Origin of the sequence: Pseudoxanthomonas sp. PXM04 (assembly GCF_014851695.1) — a bacterium.
Taxonomy (GTDB): Bacteria; Pseudomonadota; Gammaproteobacteria; order Xanthomonadales; family Xanthomonadaceae; genus Pseudoxanthomonas_A; species Pseudoxanthomonas_A beigongshangi.
The window spans coordinates 81814-97154 of record NZ_JACVAG010000002.1 but is presented as its reverse complement, the minus strand read 5'-3'; the positions used below and the strand labels follow the sequence as shown (position 1 = coordinate 97154).

Below are 15341 nucleotides of genomic sequence, written 5' to 3'. Positions count from 1 at the left end.
TGCCGCTCGCTTGCTGACGGAGCGTGCCGATGAGCGCGTTGCGCGAGGCCATGAGCCATGCCGTCCTGGGTTGGGTCAAACCCGAGCTGGACGAGACGCTGCGCCTGGCGCGCGGCGAGATCGAGGCGTTCGTCGAGACCCCGACCGACGGCAGCCGGATGCGGTTCTGCGCCGGTTACCTTCACCAGGTCCAGGGCACGCTGCGGATGGTGGAACTGTATGCCCCGGCGATGGTCGCCGAGGAGCTGGAACAGCTGGCGCAGGCATTGCAGGAAGGGAACGTCACCGACCGCGAGGAGGCCTGCGCCACCCTGATGCGCGGCGCGGTATTGCTGCCGGACTACCTGGAGCGCCTGCAGGACGGCCATCGCGACATCCCGATCGTGCTGCTGCCGCTGCTCAACGAAATCCGCAACGCCCGCGGCGCGTCCGGATTGAACGAAAGCATGTTGTTCCCGCCGGGAACCCAGGCAGCCGAGGCGCCGCAGCCGAGCGCCGAGGAAATCGATCACGCGCGCAGCAGCATCAGCGGACGCAACCGCGAACTGCTCGACACGGTGGGCGGCGCGGTCAAGGAAGAACTGCTGCGGGTGAAGGACGCGCTGGATCTGCACCTGCGCACGCGCGGCGATGCCGCATCGCTGCAACAGCAGGTTGCCGAACTGGGCAACGTCGCCGACACCCTGGGCATGATGGGCCTGGGCGTGGCGCGCGATGTCGTGCAGCAGCAGCGCGACGCATTGCGCGACGTGGCCGAAGGCCGCCGCCAGGCCGACGAGGGCACGCTGCTCGACATTGCCGGCGCGCTGCTCTACGTGGACGCGTCGCTGGACGACCAGGTCGCGCGCCTGGGCGGCCCGGCCGACGAAGGCCAGCAGGATCCGAGCGCGGTCGAATCGCAGCGCACCGTCGAGGTGCTGGCGCAGGAGGCGATCATCAATTTCGCTTCGGCGCGCGAGAAGTTCGTCGCCTTCATCGAGACCAACTGGGATCATGCCGAACTGGCCGAAGTTCCGCGCCTGCTGGACGAGGTCGCCGGCGCGATGCGCATGCTGGAACTGGATCAGGCCGGCGACTACCTGCTGGGCGTGCGCCGTTACGTCAGCAACGAGCTCATCGGCAAGCGCCGCGTGCCCGGCGGACAGCAGCTCGACACGCTCGCCGACGCGCTGGCCAGTCTGGAGTATTACCTGGAGGCGCTGCGCGAGCGGCGCCCCAATCGCGACGACATCCTGGAAATCACCCGCAGCAGCCTGGAAAACCTGCGGTACTGGCCGTTGCCGGAGGAAGCTCCGGCCGGCGCGCCCATGGAGGAGCCGCAGGCGCCGGCGCAGCCGGAAACCGTGGCGCCGACGGCAGCCCTCACCGCGTCCATCGACGGCACCGATGAGCCGGCACATCCCTTCGACCCGGTGGGTTTCGAGTTCACCGAGGAAGCTCCGCCGGCGCCGAGCACGGTCCCCGTCAGCTGGGAACCGGTCGAACTGGAAATCGAATCCGATACCGCCGACGACGACGAACTCGCCGCGGTGATGGCCGACATCGACGCCGCGGCCAGCGCGCTGGCCCCGTCCGGTGACGGCCACGCCATGCCGCAGGGCGCTCCGCAGGTACCGCACGCGCCGCCACCGGTCGCGGCGGTGACCGCGCTGGCCGGCGGGTTCGAAGTCGAGGGTGGCGACATCGACGACGAGATCCGGGAAGTGTTCCTGGAGGAGTTCGACGAGGAAATCGTCAATCTGCGCCAGCTGTTGCCAGCCTGGCGGATGGTGCCCGAGGATCTGGAACGGTTGCGTCCGATCCGCCGCGTGTTCCATACCCTGAAGGGCAGCGGCCGCCTGGTCGGCGCCAAGGCGCTGGGCGAGTTCAGCTGGAAGGTCGAGAACATGCTCAACCGCGTGCTGGACCGCACGCGCGCACCGAGCACCGCGGTGGCGGTGCTGCTGGAACAGGCTTGCGACGTGCTGCCGCAATTGAACGCGGCGCTGCGCGGACAGGCGCCGGTCAGCGCGGACCTGGAAGGCATCAAGGCCGTGGCCGATCGGATCGCGGCGGGCGAGGAAGCGTTCTACTCGAAGCAGGACGCGGCGGACGCCGAAGCCATCGAGGCGATCGAGGATGGCGAACCCGCGGCCCTCGAGCCGATGGTGGCCGCGGCCGCGGACAGCCGCAGCGCCGAACCGGAACCGGACTTCCTCTCGGGTACGCCGGCTTCGGTGGACTCGGTCCTGCGGGAGATCCTGGAAGCGGAAGTCGCCACTCATCTGGAGACCGTCCACGGCTGGCTGTCGGCGGCGCGGATCGCGCCACAACCGGCGACCGAACCGCTGCTACGCGCGATGCACACGATGAATGGCGCGTTCGCGATGGCGGACGTGCCCGAAATCATCGAGGTCACCGCACCGGCCGAGCAGTACATCAAGCGGTTGCTCGCCGTCGCCGGCACACCCGCGCCGGAAGGCGTGGACGCACTTTCCGACGCCGCCGCGGCGATTGCCCGCAGCATCGACGCACTCAACAGGCCTTCGCCGCGCATCCCGGTGTTCGCGGCGCTGTCCGCGCGCCTGGCCGCCCTGCGCGACAGCCTGCCCGACGTGCGCGCAGGCGCCCAACTGGTCAACGACAGTGCCCAGGGCACCTATGTCGAAACCGTGTCCGGCACCGCGGGCCCGGCACCGCTGGAAGACGTGCAGTTGGCGCCGCACGATCTGTCCCGCTTCATCGAGCCTGCGCAGGCCGACGCGCTCGGCGTCACCGGCTGGCGTGACGCGACCGGAACAGCGGCAACGACGGACGCAGGCGACGTGCAGGAGACCGGGGCGTTGCCACCGGTGGAAGCGGACGAGCCGCTTGCGCCTGCAGCGCTCGATCCCGCAATGGTCGATTCGACCTCGTCCGAAGCCGCCCCGTCCGAAGGCGCGCCGGAGGCGTCGGTCGCGGATGCCACCGCGGCGGCGCAGGCCGCCAGCACCATCAACTTCTACGATGTGCACGACGTGCGCACCTCGTATGTCTATACGCCCTGGTCCGATGCCGGATCCGTCCCCGCGATCGATGCGGCGTCCGGTTCCGCCGATGATGCGACGCCGGCTGCCGAGCCTGCACCGGAAACGACGGTCGAGACAACGGCCGGGCTTTCCGGCGATGCGCTGGTGGTCGAGGAGATTGGCCTCGACGCGACGGATGGAGAGGTCGGCGAGGAAATCGCGCTCGACGATGCCACGACCGTTGGCGATACCGCGAGCCTGGACGACGCGCTGGTATGGGAAAGCGTCACGCTGGTCGAGGAAGCCAGCGTCGAGCCCGCGTCCCCTGTGTCCGCCGCGCGCGACGACGCCGACGAGCCGGATGGTCGGGAAGAAGACACCGTTGCTTCCCTGGATTCGGAAATCACGCCCGTGGAAGTGGAAGCTTCCGCGGCCGACGCATTCGTCACGGAAAGCGCCGGCCAGCCAGGGCCGGAAGCGGATGGAGAACCGGTTTCCGCTGCCGTCGACGTTGAAGTCGCCGACATTGAATCGGAGGCATCTTTCGCCACGCCGGAGATCGGCGCGGGCGACGAACCGACGTCCGACCTCGAAGCCGGCGACGCCGGTTTGATCGCCGCCGGATTGGCCGAAGCGGAACCCGAACCGGAACAGGAACCGGATCTGGCGGAAGCCGGATTTGCGGAAACCGAAGCCACCGAAGCCACCACCGCGACCGAAACCACCTTCGATGCGGCCGTGATCGAGGCGGAATCCGAAGCCCTGCCCGCGGCCGGGCCGGCCCCGGAACACGTGGAAGCGGAGACCGCAGGTGCGGACGCGGATACGTCGCCGGCGCCGGCGGCGTTCGAGACCGCCGCTGCGGCGGAAGACGCGGTACAGGCATCCGCCGAGGCTGCAGCCATGGAAGAACAGCCCGAAGACGCGCTCGATCTGACCGGTCTGGATCTGGATCTGGTCGAGATTTTCGTCGAGGAAGGCAACGACCTGCTCGACCATTCCGACGACCTGCTGGCCAGGCTGCGCGAAACGCCGGAAGACCGCAGTCTGGTGACCGGCCTGCAGCGCGATCTGCACACCCTCAAGGGTGGCGCGCGCATGGCCGGCATCCACGCGGTCGGCGATCTGGGCCACGCGATCGAATCGATGCTGGAATCGATCGTGGCCCAGCGCACCGAACTGGATCGGCGCGGCGTGCAACTGCTCGAACGTGGTTTCGATGCGTTGCACGAACAACTCAAGCGGGTGTCCGCGCGTCGCGCGGTCCGCCTGCCGGAGGGGCTGATTGGCGAATTCGTCGCGCATGCGCGCGGGCTGGAGCCGCCCGCCGGACCCGAACGCGTGGTCGAGCCGGCGCCCGCGCCGGTCACGCTGGCGCCGCTGTCGGCACCGGTCGAGACCGAATTCGCGCAGGACGAGGAGTTCTTCCCCCATAGCCAGCAGGAGCAGGTACGCGTACGCGCGGATCTGCTGGACCGTTTGGTCAACCACGCCGGCGAAGTGGCGATCTACCGCGCCCGTCTGGAGCAGCAACTCGGCGCGTTCCGCGGCGCGATGGCCGAACTGGAGCGCACCAACATCCGCCTGCACGACCAGTTGCGTCGCCTGGACCTGGAGACGGAGGCTCAGATCGTCGCGCGCTACCAGCGCGAGCAGGATCACCAGGACGCCACCTTCGACCCGCTGGAGCTGGACCGCTTCTCCACCCTCCAGCAGCTCAGTCGCGCGCTGGCCGAGTCGGCCGCCGACATCAGCGGCCTGCAGGGCGTGCTGGACGATCTGGCGCGCAACTACGACAGCCTGCTGCACCAGCAGTCGCGCGTGAGTTCGGAACTGCAGGACGGCCTGATGCGCGCGCGCATGGTGCCGTTCGAAGGCATCGTGCCGCGCCTGCGGCGCGTGCTGCGCCAGGCGGCGGCCGATACCGGCAAGCAGGTCCGCCTGTTGCTGGAAGGCACCCACGGCGAAATGGACCGCAACGTGCTGGAGCGCATGACCGCGCCGCTGGAACACCTGCTGCGCAACTCGGTGGCGCATGGCCTGGAGTCGCCCGACAGGCGCACCAAGGCGGGCAAGCCGGAGGAAGGCACGGTGCAGGTCCACCTGCGCCGGGAAGGTTCGGAAATGGTGCTGAGCGTCCGCGACGACGGCGCGGGCCTGAACCGGACGGCGATCCGCGAGCGCGCCGAACAGCGCGGCCTGCTGCAGCCGGGCGCGGCCATCGACGACATCGATCTGGATCGGTTGATCCTGGAGTCGGGTTTCTCCACCTACGACAGCGTCAGCCAGTTGGCCGGACGCGGCGTCGGCATGGACGTGGTCTACAACGAAGTGCGACAGCTGGGCGGATCGCTGGACATCGCTTCGCGCCAGGGCGAGGGGGCGGAGTTCACCCTGCGCCTGCCGCAGACGCTCGCGGTGACCCAGGCCGCGTTCGTGCAGATCGGCGAAACCCAGTTCGCCGTGCCGGTCGCCTCGGTCAGCGGCATCGGTCGCATCAGCCATGCGCGCTTCGAAGCCGGCGAAGGCGGTTACGTCTACGGCGGCGAGGAGTACACCCTGTACAACCTGGGCCACCTGGTCGGCCATGCGCCGGCGCGCGCCGAAGGCGAGGCGCAGGTGCCGCTGCTGCTGATTCGCGCCGGCGACATGCGCGCGGCGGTGGCGGTGGATCAGGTGCTGGGCAACCGTGAAATCGTGGTCAAGGCGGTCGGTCCGCAGCTGGCCTCCATCCCCGGCATCTACGGCGCCACGATCACTGGCGACGGCAGCGTGGTGGTCATCCTGGACATCGCACCGCTGGTGCGTCGCCACCTGGCCCAGCCGCAGCAGCCGGCGTCGGCGGCACCGGTGCAGGAGCAGCGCCGCGTGCCGCTGGTGATGGTGGTCGACGACTCGTTGACCATGCGCAAGGTGACCGGCCGCGTGCTGGAGCGCCACAACTTCGAGGTCACCGCCGCGCGCGACGGCGTCGAAGCGCTGGAGAAGCTGGAAGACCGGGTGCCGGACCTGATGCTGCTGGACATCGAGATGCCGCGCATGGACGGCTATGAACTGGCGACCGCGATGAAGGCCGACCCGCGCTTCAAGGACGTGCCCATCGTCATGATCACCTCGCGTACCGGCGACAAGCATCGCCAGCGCGCGTTCGACATCGGCGTGCAGCGCTACATGGGCAAGCCGTACCAGGAACTGGATTTGATGCGCAACGTCTACGATCTGCTGGGAATCGCCCGTGTCCGCGAATGAGGTCAAGCGCGTCGCCCTTCTGGCCCGCTCCGGGCCGGCGCGGGAACGCCTGCGCAGCGCGCTCAACGAGGTGGGCGCGGACATCGTGCTGGAAGACGATCCGGCGGCGATCGATGCGCAGACGGTGACCGACGCGGCCCCCGAAGTGGTGCTGGTGGCGCTGGAGCCGGCCATCGAGGACAGCCTCGCCCGCTTCGATGCCGTGCTCGACGATCCGGCGATCGCCGTACTGTTCGAGGAGGCCGAACTGGCGGCCCGTCGCGATGGCTGGGAAGCACGGCGCTGGGCACGCCACCTGGCGGCCAAGATCAACGGCCACGACGATGTGCTGCCACCCGGCCGCGAAGAGGATGCATCGCTTGCGCTGGAACCGGGCCTGCCGCCCACGCCCGCGCAGATGCACGCCGATGCCGCGATCGAACCGCACGTGCACGAGGCGGTGGATCGCGCCTGGGAACTTCCCGACGACGACTTCGCCTACCGGCCGCCATCGGCGGCGGCCCAGTCCGCGGTGGTCGACGCGGACGATTGGCTGCGCGGCGCGGCGCCGAAGGAAGAACTTCGCGCGGAGACTCCATTGCCTCCGCCGCGTCCGCCGGCCATCGAGCCGGTCTGGGATCTGGCGCTGGAGCCGGTGACCACCGAACCCGCGCCTTCCTCCCCGGCATCGCCGTCCGTCCCGCCGTCGTCGCTGGACGGGAACCCGGCCCCGTCGAAGTGGGAACTGTCACTGGAACCGCTGGAACCGACGGCGGCGGGCGGCGGTCCGCGCACGCCCGGCGCGGTGCTGGTGTTCGCCGGCATCGGCGGCCCGGATGCGATACGCAAGCTGCTCGCCGAGCTCCCGCCCGATTTCGGCCGTCCGTTGGTCATCCACCTGAAGCTGGATGGCGGACGCTATGACAACCTGGTGCGGCAGATGGCGCGCGTCTCGACGATGCCGGTGATGCTGGCCGAGGCCGGGCACGCCGCCGAGGCCGCGCACGTCTATGTGCTGCCCGGCGATGTCGGCATCGGCGTGGAGCAGGACGCGATCGATTTCCGTGCCCATGGCGAACTCGAAACCGCGATCGCGCAGTTGCCGCCACGCGATAGCGCGGTGCTGCTGCTGAGCGGCAGCGACAGCCAATGGGTCAACGCGGCCTGGGCGTTGAACGCGCAGGGCGCCTGGGTCGCCGCGCAGGCGCCGGAAGGCTGCTACGACCCGACCGCGTCGCACGCATTGGCGGCACGCGGCGGAACGCTGGCGACGCCGGTCGAGATGGCCAGGCAACTGGCCGAACGCTGGATCTGAGGAGAATTCCCGCATGGCACATTCGAACGACGAGATCCGTGGCGTATTGGTACAGAGCGGCGATGACCGCCTGCTGTTGCCCAACGCGACGATCGCCGAAGTGCTTTCGCGCGCACCGATCATGCCGATCGAGGATGCGCCCGCCTGGCTGGCAGGCGCCATCGACTGGCACGGCTGGCGGGTGCCGCTGGTCGCCTTCGCCCGGCTGACCGGACTGGGCGGCGAAACGGCGCAGGCCAACAACAAGATCGTGGTGCTGAAAGCGTTGGGCGGTCGTGCCGAGCTGCCTTACTACGCGCTGCTGACGCCATCGTTCCCGCGTCTGGTCTCGGTGCCGCGCGACGGGCTGCTGGCCGACGCGACCGAGGAAGAGCTGCCGGCGGGCGTGCAGGTACGCGTGCTGCTCGGCGACGAGGTCGCGATCCTGCCGGACCTGCAACTGGTCGAGGATCGCATCCACGAGGCGCTGCAGGCGGCCTGAGCGCACACCCGTTCACGCCGTTTCCACCGCGCTGAACTTGCGCTGGCGCGGCGACACGCATTCACGCCCGGTTTGCGGCGGCGGTGACAGCGTGATCGTGCTGCCGAGCGCAGCTTGTCCACCGCGAAACGGGAGGCCATCATGAAAGCCTGGATCCTTCTTCCCCTTTGGCTGCTGACCGCGCAGGCCGTTGCCCAGCAGGCATCCCCGCAGCCGGTGCGCACCGAATCGCTGACCGCGTATCACGGCGGCGGCCAGAGCCGTCAGCTGCAGGAGCAGAGCGGCCCGGTCACCGTGCGCTGGGGACAGCCGGAAGCGCTGCCCAACGCCGCCGATTACCGGGTTACCGTGACCGATCTCGATCGCAACGGCGATGGCGTGGTAAGCCGCGACGAAGTGCCGGAGGGCCACGCGCTGGCGAGCGAATTCAAGCTGGTCGATCGCAACCACGACGGCCGCATCAGCGCCGAGGAACTGGCCGCCTGGCGATGAGACGCGTGACTCGCGCCTAGGCGAGATCGCCGAAACGCGCCTGCAAGGCCGCGATCGCGGCCAGGCCGGCGGTTTCCGTGCGCAGGATGCGCGGCCCCAGCCGCATGCCCTGGAATCCGGACGCCAGCAGGATCTCGCGATCACGCGGCGACCAGCCGCCCTCCGGCCCGATGGCGACGACAACGCCGGCGTCGGGCGGCAAGGTCATCGCGGCGAGGGACAGCTCGCCGACCGGATCCAGCAGCAGCCGCAGGTCGGACGCCGCGCACGCCTGCGCCGCCTGCATCAGCCCGGCCGGCGGCGCCAGTTCCGGTACCTGGCCGCGGCCGCTTTGCTCGCAGGCCGACACGATCACGCTGCGCCAGTGCGCCACCCGCTTGTCCAGGCGCTCGGCATCCAGCTTCACTTCGGTGCGCTCGGCGTTCACCGGCTGGAACCGGGCGACGCCGAGTTCGGTCGCCTTCTGCAGGATCAGATCCATCTTCTCGCCGCGGGCGATGCCCTGGATCAGGGTCAACCGCAGTGGCGATTCGCGATCGACCGGCAGCGCGGACAGGATTTCGGCGCGCACCTCGCGCTTGTTCACCTCGACCAGGCGGGCGGCGTAGTCCTGGCCGTCGCCGTTGAACAGCACGCACTCGTCGCCTTCGCGCAGGCGCAGGACCCGGCCGAGATGGTTGGCTGCGGACTCCGGCAGCGTGAAGGTCCGCGCCGGCGCCAGCGGCAGGTCGACGTGGCAACGGGTCAGGCGCATGCGATGGCTTCCTCGATGGCGGCGCGGGTGGTGGCGGCCAGCAGTTCGAGCTGCGCCTCGTCCACGCAATAGGGCGGCATCCAGTACAGCACGTCGCCGAGCGGCCGCAGCACCACGCCGCGGGCCAGCGCCGCGCGGTAGGCGTGCAGGCCGATGCGTCGACCGGATTCGAACGGATGGCGGCGATCGCCGTCGCGGGTCAGCTCGATCGCCAGGATCATGCCGGCCTGGCGCACGTCGGCGACCCAGGGCAATTCCTTCAGCGGCGCGGCCAGCGCCGCCATGCGGCCGGCGGTGGTCCGATTGCGGGCCAGCACGTCATCCTGGGCGAAGATGTCCAGGCTCGCCAGCGCAGCGGCGCAGGCCAGCGGGTTGCCGGTGTAGCTGTGCGAGTGCAGGAAGGCGCGTTCACGGGAATCATCGAGGAACGCGTCGTAGATCGCCTGCGTGGCCAGCACCGCGGCCAGCGGCAGGAAGCCGCCGGTCAGGCCCTTGGACAGGCACAGCAGATCCGGCATGACGCCACTCTGTTCGCTGGCGAACAGGGTGCCGGTGCGACCGAAGCCGACCGCGATCTCGTCGGCGATCAGGAACACGCCGTGCGCATCGCAGAGTTCGCGTGCGCGTCGCAGATAATCCGGATGGTGCATGCGCATGCCGCCGGCGCACTGCACCCGCGGCTCCAGGATCAACGCGCAGATTTCACCGGGGTGGCGGTCCAGCAGGTCCGCCAAGGCATCGGCCGCGCGCGCGGCGACATCGGCGTCGCTCTCGCCCGGTTCGGCCTGCCAGGCGTCGGGCGAGGGCGTGAACAGCGCTTCGGCGAGCAGCGGCGCATAGATGCGCCGGTACAGCGGAATGTCGCCGACCGCCAGCGCCCCCAGGGTTTCGCCGTGGTAGCCGTTCTCCAGCGCGATGAACTTCGTCCGCCGCGCCTCGCCGCGATTGTGGAAGTAGTGGAAGGCCATCTTCAGGGCGACTTCCACCCCGGCCGAACCGTTGTCGGCATAGAACACTTTCGCCAATGGCGCGCGTCCGGGTTGCCGCGGCGCCAGCGCCAGCAGGCGCTCGGCCAGTTCCACCGCGGGCGGGTGGCTGAAGCCGGCCAGGATCACCTGTTCCAGTTGCCCGGCCTGGCGTGCGATGGCGGCCGCGATGCGCGGTTCGGCATGGCCGAACAGGTTGGTCCACCAACTGCTGACCGCGTCCAGATAGCGCCGTCCGTCCTGGCCGATCAACCAGGCGCCTTCGCCCCGGGCGATGGGAACCAACGGCAAGGTATGGGGATGCTCGCGCATCTGGGTGCACGGATGCCACAGGACCGCGAGATCGCGCGAACGCCAGGCGTCGGCCTCTGCTAGCATTCGGGTTTCATGATTCGTTTCCGCCATCCCGCCATGATATCGGCGTGCCTGCCCTTCCGTCGCCCGGTTCCTGTCCGCGGAGCGCAGCCATGAGCCGGCGCCTGCCGATCATCCACGGCGTGACCGAGCGATCCGGCGGCCCGCTGGATCGCAACGTCGAGGAACTCGATCTGGAGTTCAGCAACGGCGAGCGCCGGCGCTTCCATCGCGTTCGCGCGGAAGGGCATGGCGCGGTGGTGGTGGTGCCGCTGATCGACGACGACACCGTGCTGCTGGTGCGCGAGTACGCCGCCGGCGTGCATCGTTACGAGCTGGGCCTGGTCAAGGGTCGCATCGACGCCGGCGAAACGCCGGAACAGGCCGCCGATCGCGAACTCAAGGAAGAAGCCGGCTACGGCGCGCGTCGCGTCGACGTGCTGCGCAGCCTGACCCAGGCGCCCCTGTACATGAGCCACCAGTCCTGGCTGGTGGTCGCACGAGATCTGTATCCGGAGCGCTTGCCCGGAGACGAACCCGAGGAGTTGGAAGTAGTGCCGTGGAAGCTTGATGCCCTCGACCAGCTGATGCTGCGCGAGGATTTTTCGGAAGGTCGTTCGCTGGCCGCGTTGTTCATCGCCCGCGAATGGCTGCGTACCTCGGCATGAGCCGGATGACCTCGGATCTGCACGAAGCCGTACTCGTCATCGCCCGCGAAGCCGGCGAGGCGATCATGGCGGTGTACGAACAGGGCTTCGACGTCACCCGCAAGGCCGACGACAGCCCGCTGACCGCGGCCGACCTGGCCGCGCACCGGGTGATCTCGGAGGGCCTGCGCCGGCTGACGCCGGAATGGCCGGTGCTGTCGGAGGAAGCGGCCGACATCCCCTGGCAGACCCGCTGCGCCTGGCCGACCTACTGGCTGGTGGATCCGCTGGACGGTACCCGCGAGTTCATCAAGCGCAATGGCGAGTTCACCGTCAACATCGCGCTGATCGAACAGCACATCCCGATCTTCGGTGTGGTGCAGGCGCCGGTCACCGGCGAGATCTGGCATGCCGAACGCGGCCGCCACGCATATCGGCGGCGCGGCCAGGTGGACGAACAGTTGCGCAGCCGCGCGCCGGCCAAGGCGCCGCTGCAGGTGGCCGCCAGCCGCTCGCACCGCGACGCGCGCACCGAGTCGGTGCTGGCGCGGATGGGCGACATCGAACTGGTGGGGCTGGGTTCGTCGCTGAAGTTCTGCCGCATCGCCGAAGGCACGCTGGACGTGTATCCGCGCTTCGGGCCGACCTCGGAATGGGATACCGCCGCCGCGCAGTGCGTGCTGGAAGCCGCCGGCGGCGCGCTGCTGGCGCCGGATGGACGCGCATTCCGCTACAACCGCCGCGAGACCCTGCTCAATGGCGATTTCATCGCCCTGGGCGATCCCGCGCTGCCGTGGCGCGAATGGCTGGAGGACGGCGCCGTTGAACAGACCGCCTGATCCGCGCGACATCCGTGAACTGCTCGACATCATGGCGCGCCTGCGCAATCCCGACGGCGGTTGCCCGTGGGATCTGGAGCAGGACTTCTCCACCATCGCGCCGTACACGATCGAGGAAGCCTACGAAGTCGCCGACGCGATCGACCGTGGCGATCTGGAGGATCTGAAGGACGAACTGGGCGACTTGCTGCTGCAGGTCGTGTTCCATGCGCAAATGGCGAAGGAGCAGGGTGCGTTCGCGTTCCCGGACGTGGTCGCGGCGATCTGCGACAAGATGATCCGGCGCCATCCTCACGTGTTCGGCGAAGCCAGTTTCGAGGATGCCGAAGCGCAGACCCGCAACTGGGAAGCGATCAAGCAGGCCGAACGCGCCGCCGCCGGCAACGCCGACACGTCCGCGCTGGCCGGCATTTCGCGCGGATTGCCGGAGTGGCAGCGCGCGGTGAAATTGCAGTCGCGCGCGGCGCGGGTCGGTTTCGACTGGCCCGGCCCGGCGCCGGTGATTGACAAGCTTCACGAGGAAATTGGCGAAGTGCAGGCCGAGCTGGCGCAGGGCGATGTCGTGTCCAACCATGATCGGCTGGAGGACGAGATCGGCGACCTGCTGTTCGTCGCCGCCAACCTCGCGCGCCATGCGAAGGTCGACCCGGGCGCGGCGCTGCGTCGCGCCAACCTCAAGTTCGAACGCCGCTTCCGGGCGATGGAAACCATCGCGGCCGAACGTGGGGAAGCAATGAAGGATCTCCCGCTGGAGCGGCAGGAAGCGCTCTGGCAGCAGGCCAAGCAGCGCGAGCGGGGCACGCCGGAGTGAGTTTTCGTATCGGTGCCGGCGAAGGAGGGGACACATGAAGACCCTGCTGCTGTTCGTCATCACCGCGCTGGCGGAAATCCTCGGCTGCTATCTGCCGTACCTGTGGCTGCGCAAGGGCGGCAGCGCCTGGCTGCTGGTGCCCGCGGCCGCCAGCCTGGCCCTGTTCGCCTGGTTGCTGACCCTGCACCCCACTGCCTCAGGTCGCGTCTACGCGGCCTACGGCGGCGTCTACGTCACCATCGCGATTGGCTGGCTGTGGGCGGTCGACGCGGTCAAGCCGACGCGCTGGGATCTGCTGGGCGCGGGGCTGTGCCTGCTCGGCATGGCGGTGATCATGTTCGCGCCGCGGACGGGCTGAATTCCAGCGCGGCGTTGCGCCGGCCACCGCGCGGCGCCATCATCTCCGGCGATCGCCGCGCACCGGGGCGCACCAGGGTCGGGAGAGCGAACCATGGGCCGTTTCGCCAGTTTCCGCGAGTTCTATCCGTTCTATCTGAGCGAGCACAGCAACCGCACTTCGCGGCGGCTGCACTTCGTCGGCAGCTGCGGCGTGCTGCTGCTGGTCGCCTGGGCGTTCGCCTCGGGCAACTTCTGGTGGTTGCTGGCCGCGCTGTTCTGCGGCTACGGTTTCGCCTGGGTGGGGCATTTCTTTTTCGAGAAGAACCGCCCGGCCACCTTCCGCCATCCGTTCTATTCCTTCGCCGGCGACTGGGTGATGTTCAAGGACATCCTGACCGGCAGGATTCGCTTCTGAGCCTGCGCGCTCAGGCCACCTCGGCCAGGCCGCGCTCCCGGTGGGGGGCGAACAGGCGGCGGCCGATATCGAAGGCGGTCGCCAGATGCCGCGCGGGCGCTTCGTCTCCCAGCGGCGCCAGCAATTCGGACGTGGACACCCGCGCGCCGCAGTACTCGAAGATGCCGTGGTCGACCTGGGTGCGCATGGCGCCAAAGTAGCCGTGGCGCGCATAGGTCCGCATGTCGGCGCCGCCGATCGCCAACAGGTGCACGCTCAGCCGGCCCAGCCTGCGCTCGTCGCGCCCCTCCCTTTCCTGGTAGGCCCAGCCCTGCGAGAACACCCGGTCGATCCAGCCCTTGAGCAGGCCGGGCATCGACCACCAGTAGACCGGGTACACCAGGGCCAACGCATCGGCGCGATCGATGCGCGCCTGCTCTGCCAGCACGTCGGCGTCGGCCGGTCCCTGCTGGAGGAAACGGGCGATATCCGTCGCGGTGAAGCGGGGATCGAAGCCTTCCCTGGCCAAGTCGGCGATCTCGGCGGTGTGCCCGGCATCCTCCACGCCATCGGCCAGCCGGCCGGCCACGGCATGGGTGAACGATTGGGACAACGGATGGGCGGTGACGATCAGGGCATGCACGGCGAACTCCGGGAGGGGACGGGTATATACTTCGAGTAACTTACGAAACGTAACTTACTTTTGGTATATAACGATGTCAAGCCGCCGGAAAGCCACCCGGGAGATTCCCGCCGCCGACACGCCCGCCCCGCGCCGGCGGCTCGCGCGCGAAGATCGCTACCGGCAACTGCTCGATGCCTCCTGGCGCCTGATCGGCGAAGAGGGCACCGAGGCCCTGTCGCTGGGACGCCTGGCGGAAGCGGCCGGCGTAACCAAGCCGGTCGTGTACGACCACTTCGGCACCCGTGCCGGCCTGCTGGCCGCGCTCTACCAGGATTTTGATTCGCGCCAATCAGCGCTGATGGACGAGGCGCTCCGCCACGGGGCCGAAGACCTGCCCGCGCGCGCGCACATCATCGCGTCCTGTTTCGTGGACTGCGTGCTGTCGCAGGGGCGCGAGATTCCGGGCGTGGTCGCCGCGTTGACGGGTTCTCCGGAAATGGAGCGGATCAAGCGCGAGTACCAGGGCGCCTTCATGGCCAAATGCCATGGTCTGCTGGCGCCGTTCGCGCCACGTCGCGCGCTGCCGGCGGCCAGTCTTTGGGCCTTGCTGGGCGCGGCGGAATCGCTGTCCTATGCGGCGGCGGCGGGCGCCATCGACGCGGCGCAGGCGCGGCATGCGCTGGCCGACCTGGTCATCGCGATCGTGCAGCGCGGCGAAGGCGTGCCGGCCTAGCGTCCCGGCTTACTCGTAGAACATCAGGAACGCGGCGCCGACGATCAGCGCGAACGCGGCGTAGTGGTTCCACTTCAGCGGCTGGCCCAGGTACCAGGTGGAGAAGCCGGCGAACACCACCAGGGTCAGGATTTCCTGGATGGTCTTCAGCTGCACCACCGAGTAGACGGTGCTGCCCAGGCGGTTGGCCGGCACCATCAGGGTGTACTCGAAAAAGGCGATGCCCCAGCTGGCGAAGATGGCCAGCAGCAGCGGTGCGCTGCGGTACTTGAGATGCCCGTACCAGGCGAAGGTCATGAAGACGTTGGAGCCGAGCAGCAGCAGCAGGGGCAGGATGCGGGCGAGCATGGGAGGGA

The 15341-nt window shown here is 69.1% G+C and carries 14 protein-coding genes; 10 read left to right on the top strand and 4 right to left on the bottom strand.

The window, feature by feature from the left end; genetic code table 11:
- The first annotated feature begins 29 nt into the window (after positions 1 to 29).
- The 4 genes from IB228_RS06450 to IB228_RS06435 all read left to right on the top strand — a co-directional run bounded on the left by IB228_RS06450 (position 30) and on the right by IB228_RS06435 (position 8503).
- Positions 30 to 6236 carry an Hpt domain-containing protein gene (locus tag IB228_RS06450; RefSeq protein WP_192197927.1) on the top strand — a complete coding sequence of 2069 codons (6207 nt, stop codon included), beginning with the start codon at positions 30 to 32 and terminating at the stop codon, positions 6234 to 6236.
- Positions 6223 to 7530, top strand: a complete 1308-nt coding sequence (locus IB228_RS06445; protein ID WP_343227055.1) for a chemotaxis protein CheB — start codon at positions 6223 to 6225, stop codon at positions 7528 to 7530. The genes IB228_RS06450 and IB228_RS06445 overlap by 14 nt, the downstream gene beginning before the upstream one ends.
- A gap of 13 nt (positions 7531 to 7543) precedes the next feature.
- Positions 7544 to 8011, top strand: coding sequence for a chemotaxis protein CheW (locus IB228_RS06440; protein WP_192197926.1), 468 nt, complete (start codon positions 7544 to 7546; stop codon positions 8009 to 8011).
- Positions 8012 to 8152: 141 nt separating this feature from the next.
- The gene (locus tag IB228_RS06435) at positions 8153 to 8503 is read left to right on the top strand and encodes a hypothetical protein (protein WP_192197925.1); all 351 of its coding nucleotides are present in this window, start codon (positions 8153 to 8155) and stop codon (positions 8501 to 8503) included.
- 16 nt (positions 8504 to 8519) lie between these two features.
- On the opposite strand, the gene IB228_RS06430 is transcribed toward IB228_RS06435, so the two are convergent.
- Entirely contained in the window at positions 8520 to 9257 is a 738-nt protein-coding gene (locus IB228_RS06430) for a 16S rRNA (uracil(1498)-N(3))-methyltransferase (protein WP_192197924.1), read from the bottom strand.
- The gene (gene bioA / locus IB228_RS06425; RefSeq protein WP_183638869.1) at positions 9248 to 10621 is read right to left on the bottom strand and encodes an adenosylmethionine--8-amino-7-oxononanoate transaminase; all 1374 of its coding nucleotides are present in this window, start codon (positions 10619 to 10621) and stop codon (positions 9248 to 9250) included. Before bioA ends, IB228_RS06430 begins: the two co-directional genes overlap by 10 nt.
- A gap of 89 nt (positions 10622 to 10710) precedes the next feature.
- On the opposite strand from bioA, the gene nudE reads away from it, so the two are divergent.
- The 5 genes from nudE to IB228_RS06400 all read left to right on the top strand — a co-directional run bounded on the left by nudE (position 10711) and on the right by IB228_RS06400 (position 13648).
- Positions 10711 to 11265 carry an ADP compounds hydrolase NudE gene (gene nudE, locus IB228_RS06420; RefSeq protein WP_192197923.1) on the top strand — a complete coding sequence of 185 codons (555 nt, stop codon included), beginning with the start codon at positions 10711 to 10713 and terminating at the stop codon, positions 11263 to 11265.
- Positions 11262 to 12083, top strand: a complete 822-nt coding sequence (cysQ, locus tag IB228_RS06415; protein WP_192197922.1) for a 3'(2'),5'-bisphosphate nucleotidase CysQ — start codon at positions 11262 to 11264, stop codon at positions 12081 to 12083. The genes nudE and cysQ overlap by 4 nt, the downstream gene beginning before the upstream one ends.
- Positions 12067 to 12894, top strand: coding sequence for a nucleoside triphosphate pyrophosphohydrolase (gene mazG / locus IB228_RS06410; RefSeq protein ID WP_225562303.1), 828 nt, complete (start codon positions 12067 to 12069; stop codon positions 12892 to 12894). Before cysQ ends, mazG begins: the two co-directional genes overlap by 17 nt.
- Positions 12895 to 12928: 34 nt before the next feature.
- Positions 12929 to 13252 (top strand): YnfA family protein, encoded by a 324-nt coding sequence (locus tag IB228_RS06405; RefSeq protein ID WP_183638865.1) that lies wholly within the window; start codon positions 12929 to 12931, stop codon positions 13250 to 13252.
- Between the two features lie 93 nt (positions 13253 to 13345).
- Complete coding sequence (locus IB228_RS06400) at positions 13346 to 13648, top strand: DUF962 domain-containing protein (protein WP_192197920.1); 303 nt, start codon at positions 13346 to 13348, stop codon at positions 13646 to 13648.
- A 10-nt stretch (positions 13649 to 13658) separates the two neighbouring features.
- Here IB228_RS06400 and IB228_RS06395 read toward each other — a convergent pair whose 3' ends face one another.
- On the bottom strand, positions 13659 to 14270 hold the full coding sequence (locus tag IB228_RS06395) for an NAD(P)H-dependent oxidoreductase (protein ID WP_192197919.1): 612 nt from the start codon (positions 14268 to 14270) through the stop codon (positions 13659 to 13661).
- Positions 14271 to 14373: 103 nt separating this feature from the next.
- Here IB228_RS06395 and IB228_RS06390 point away from each other — a divergent pair, with 103 nt between their 5' ends.
- Positions 14374 to 14985, top strand: coding sequence for a TetR/AcrR family transcriptional regulator (locus IB228_RS06390; protein ID WP_218533550.1), 612 nt, complete (start codon positions 14374 to 14376; stop codon positions 14983 to 14985).
- A 9-nt stretch (positions 14986 to 14994) separates the two neighbouring features.
- Here the strand turns inward: IB228_RS06390 and IB228_RS06385 are convergent, their stop codons facing one another.
- Positions 14995 to 15333: a DMT family protein gene (locus tag IB228_RS06385; protein WP_183638857.1), complete on the bottom strand. Its 339-nt coding sequence runs from the start codon at positions 15331 to 15333 to the stop codon at positions 14995 to 14997.
- Positions 15334 to 15341 lie beyond the last annotated feature (8 nt).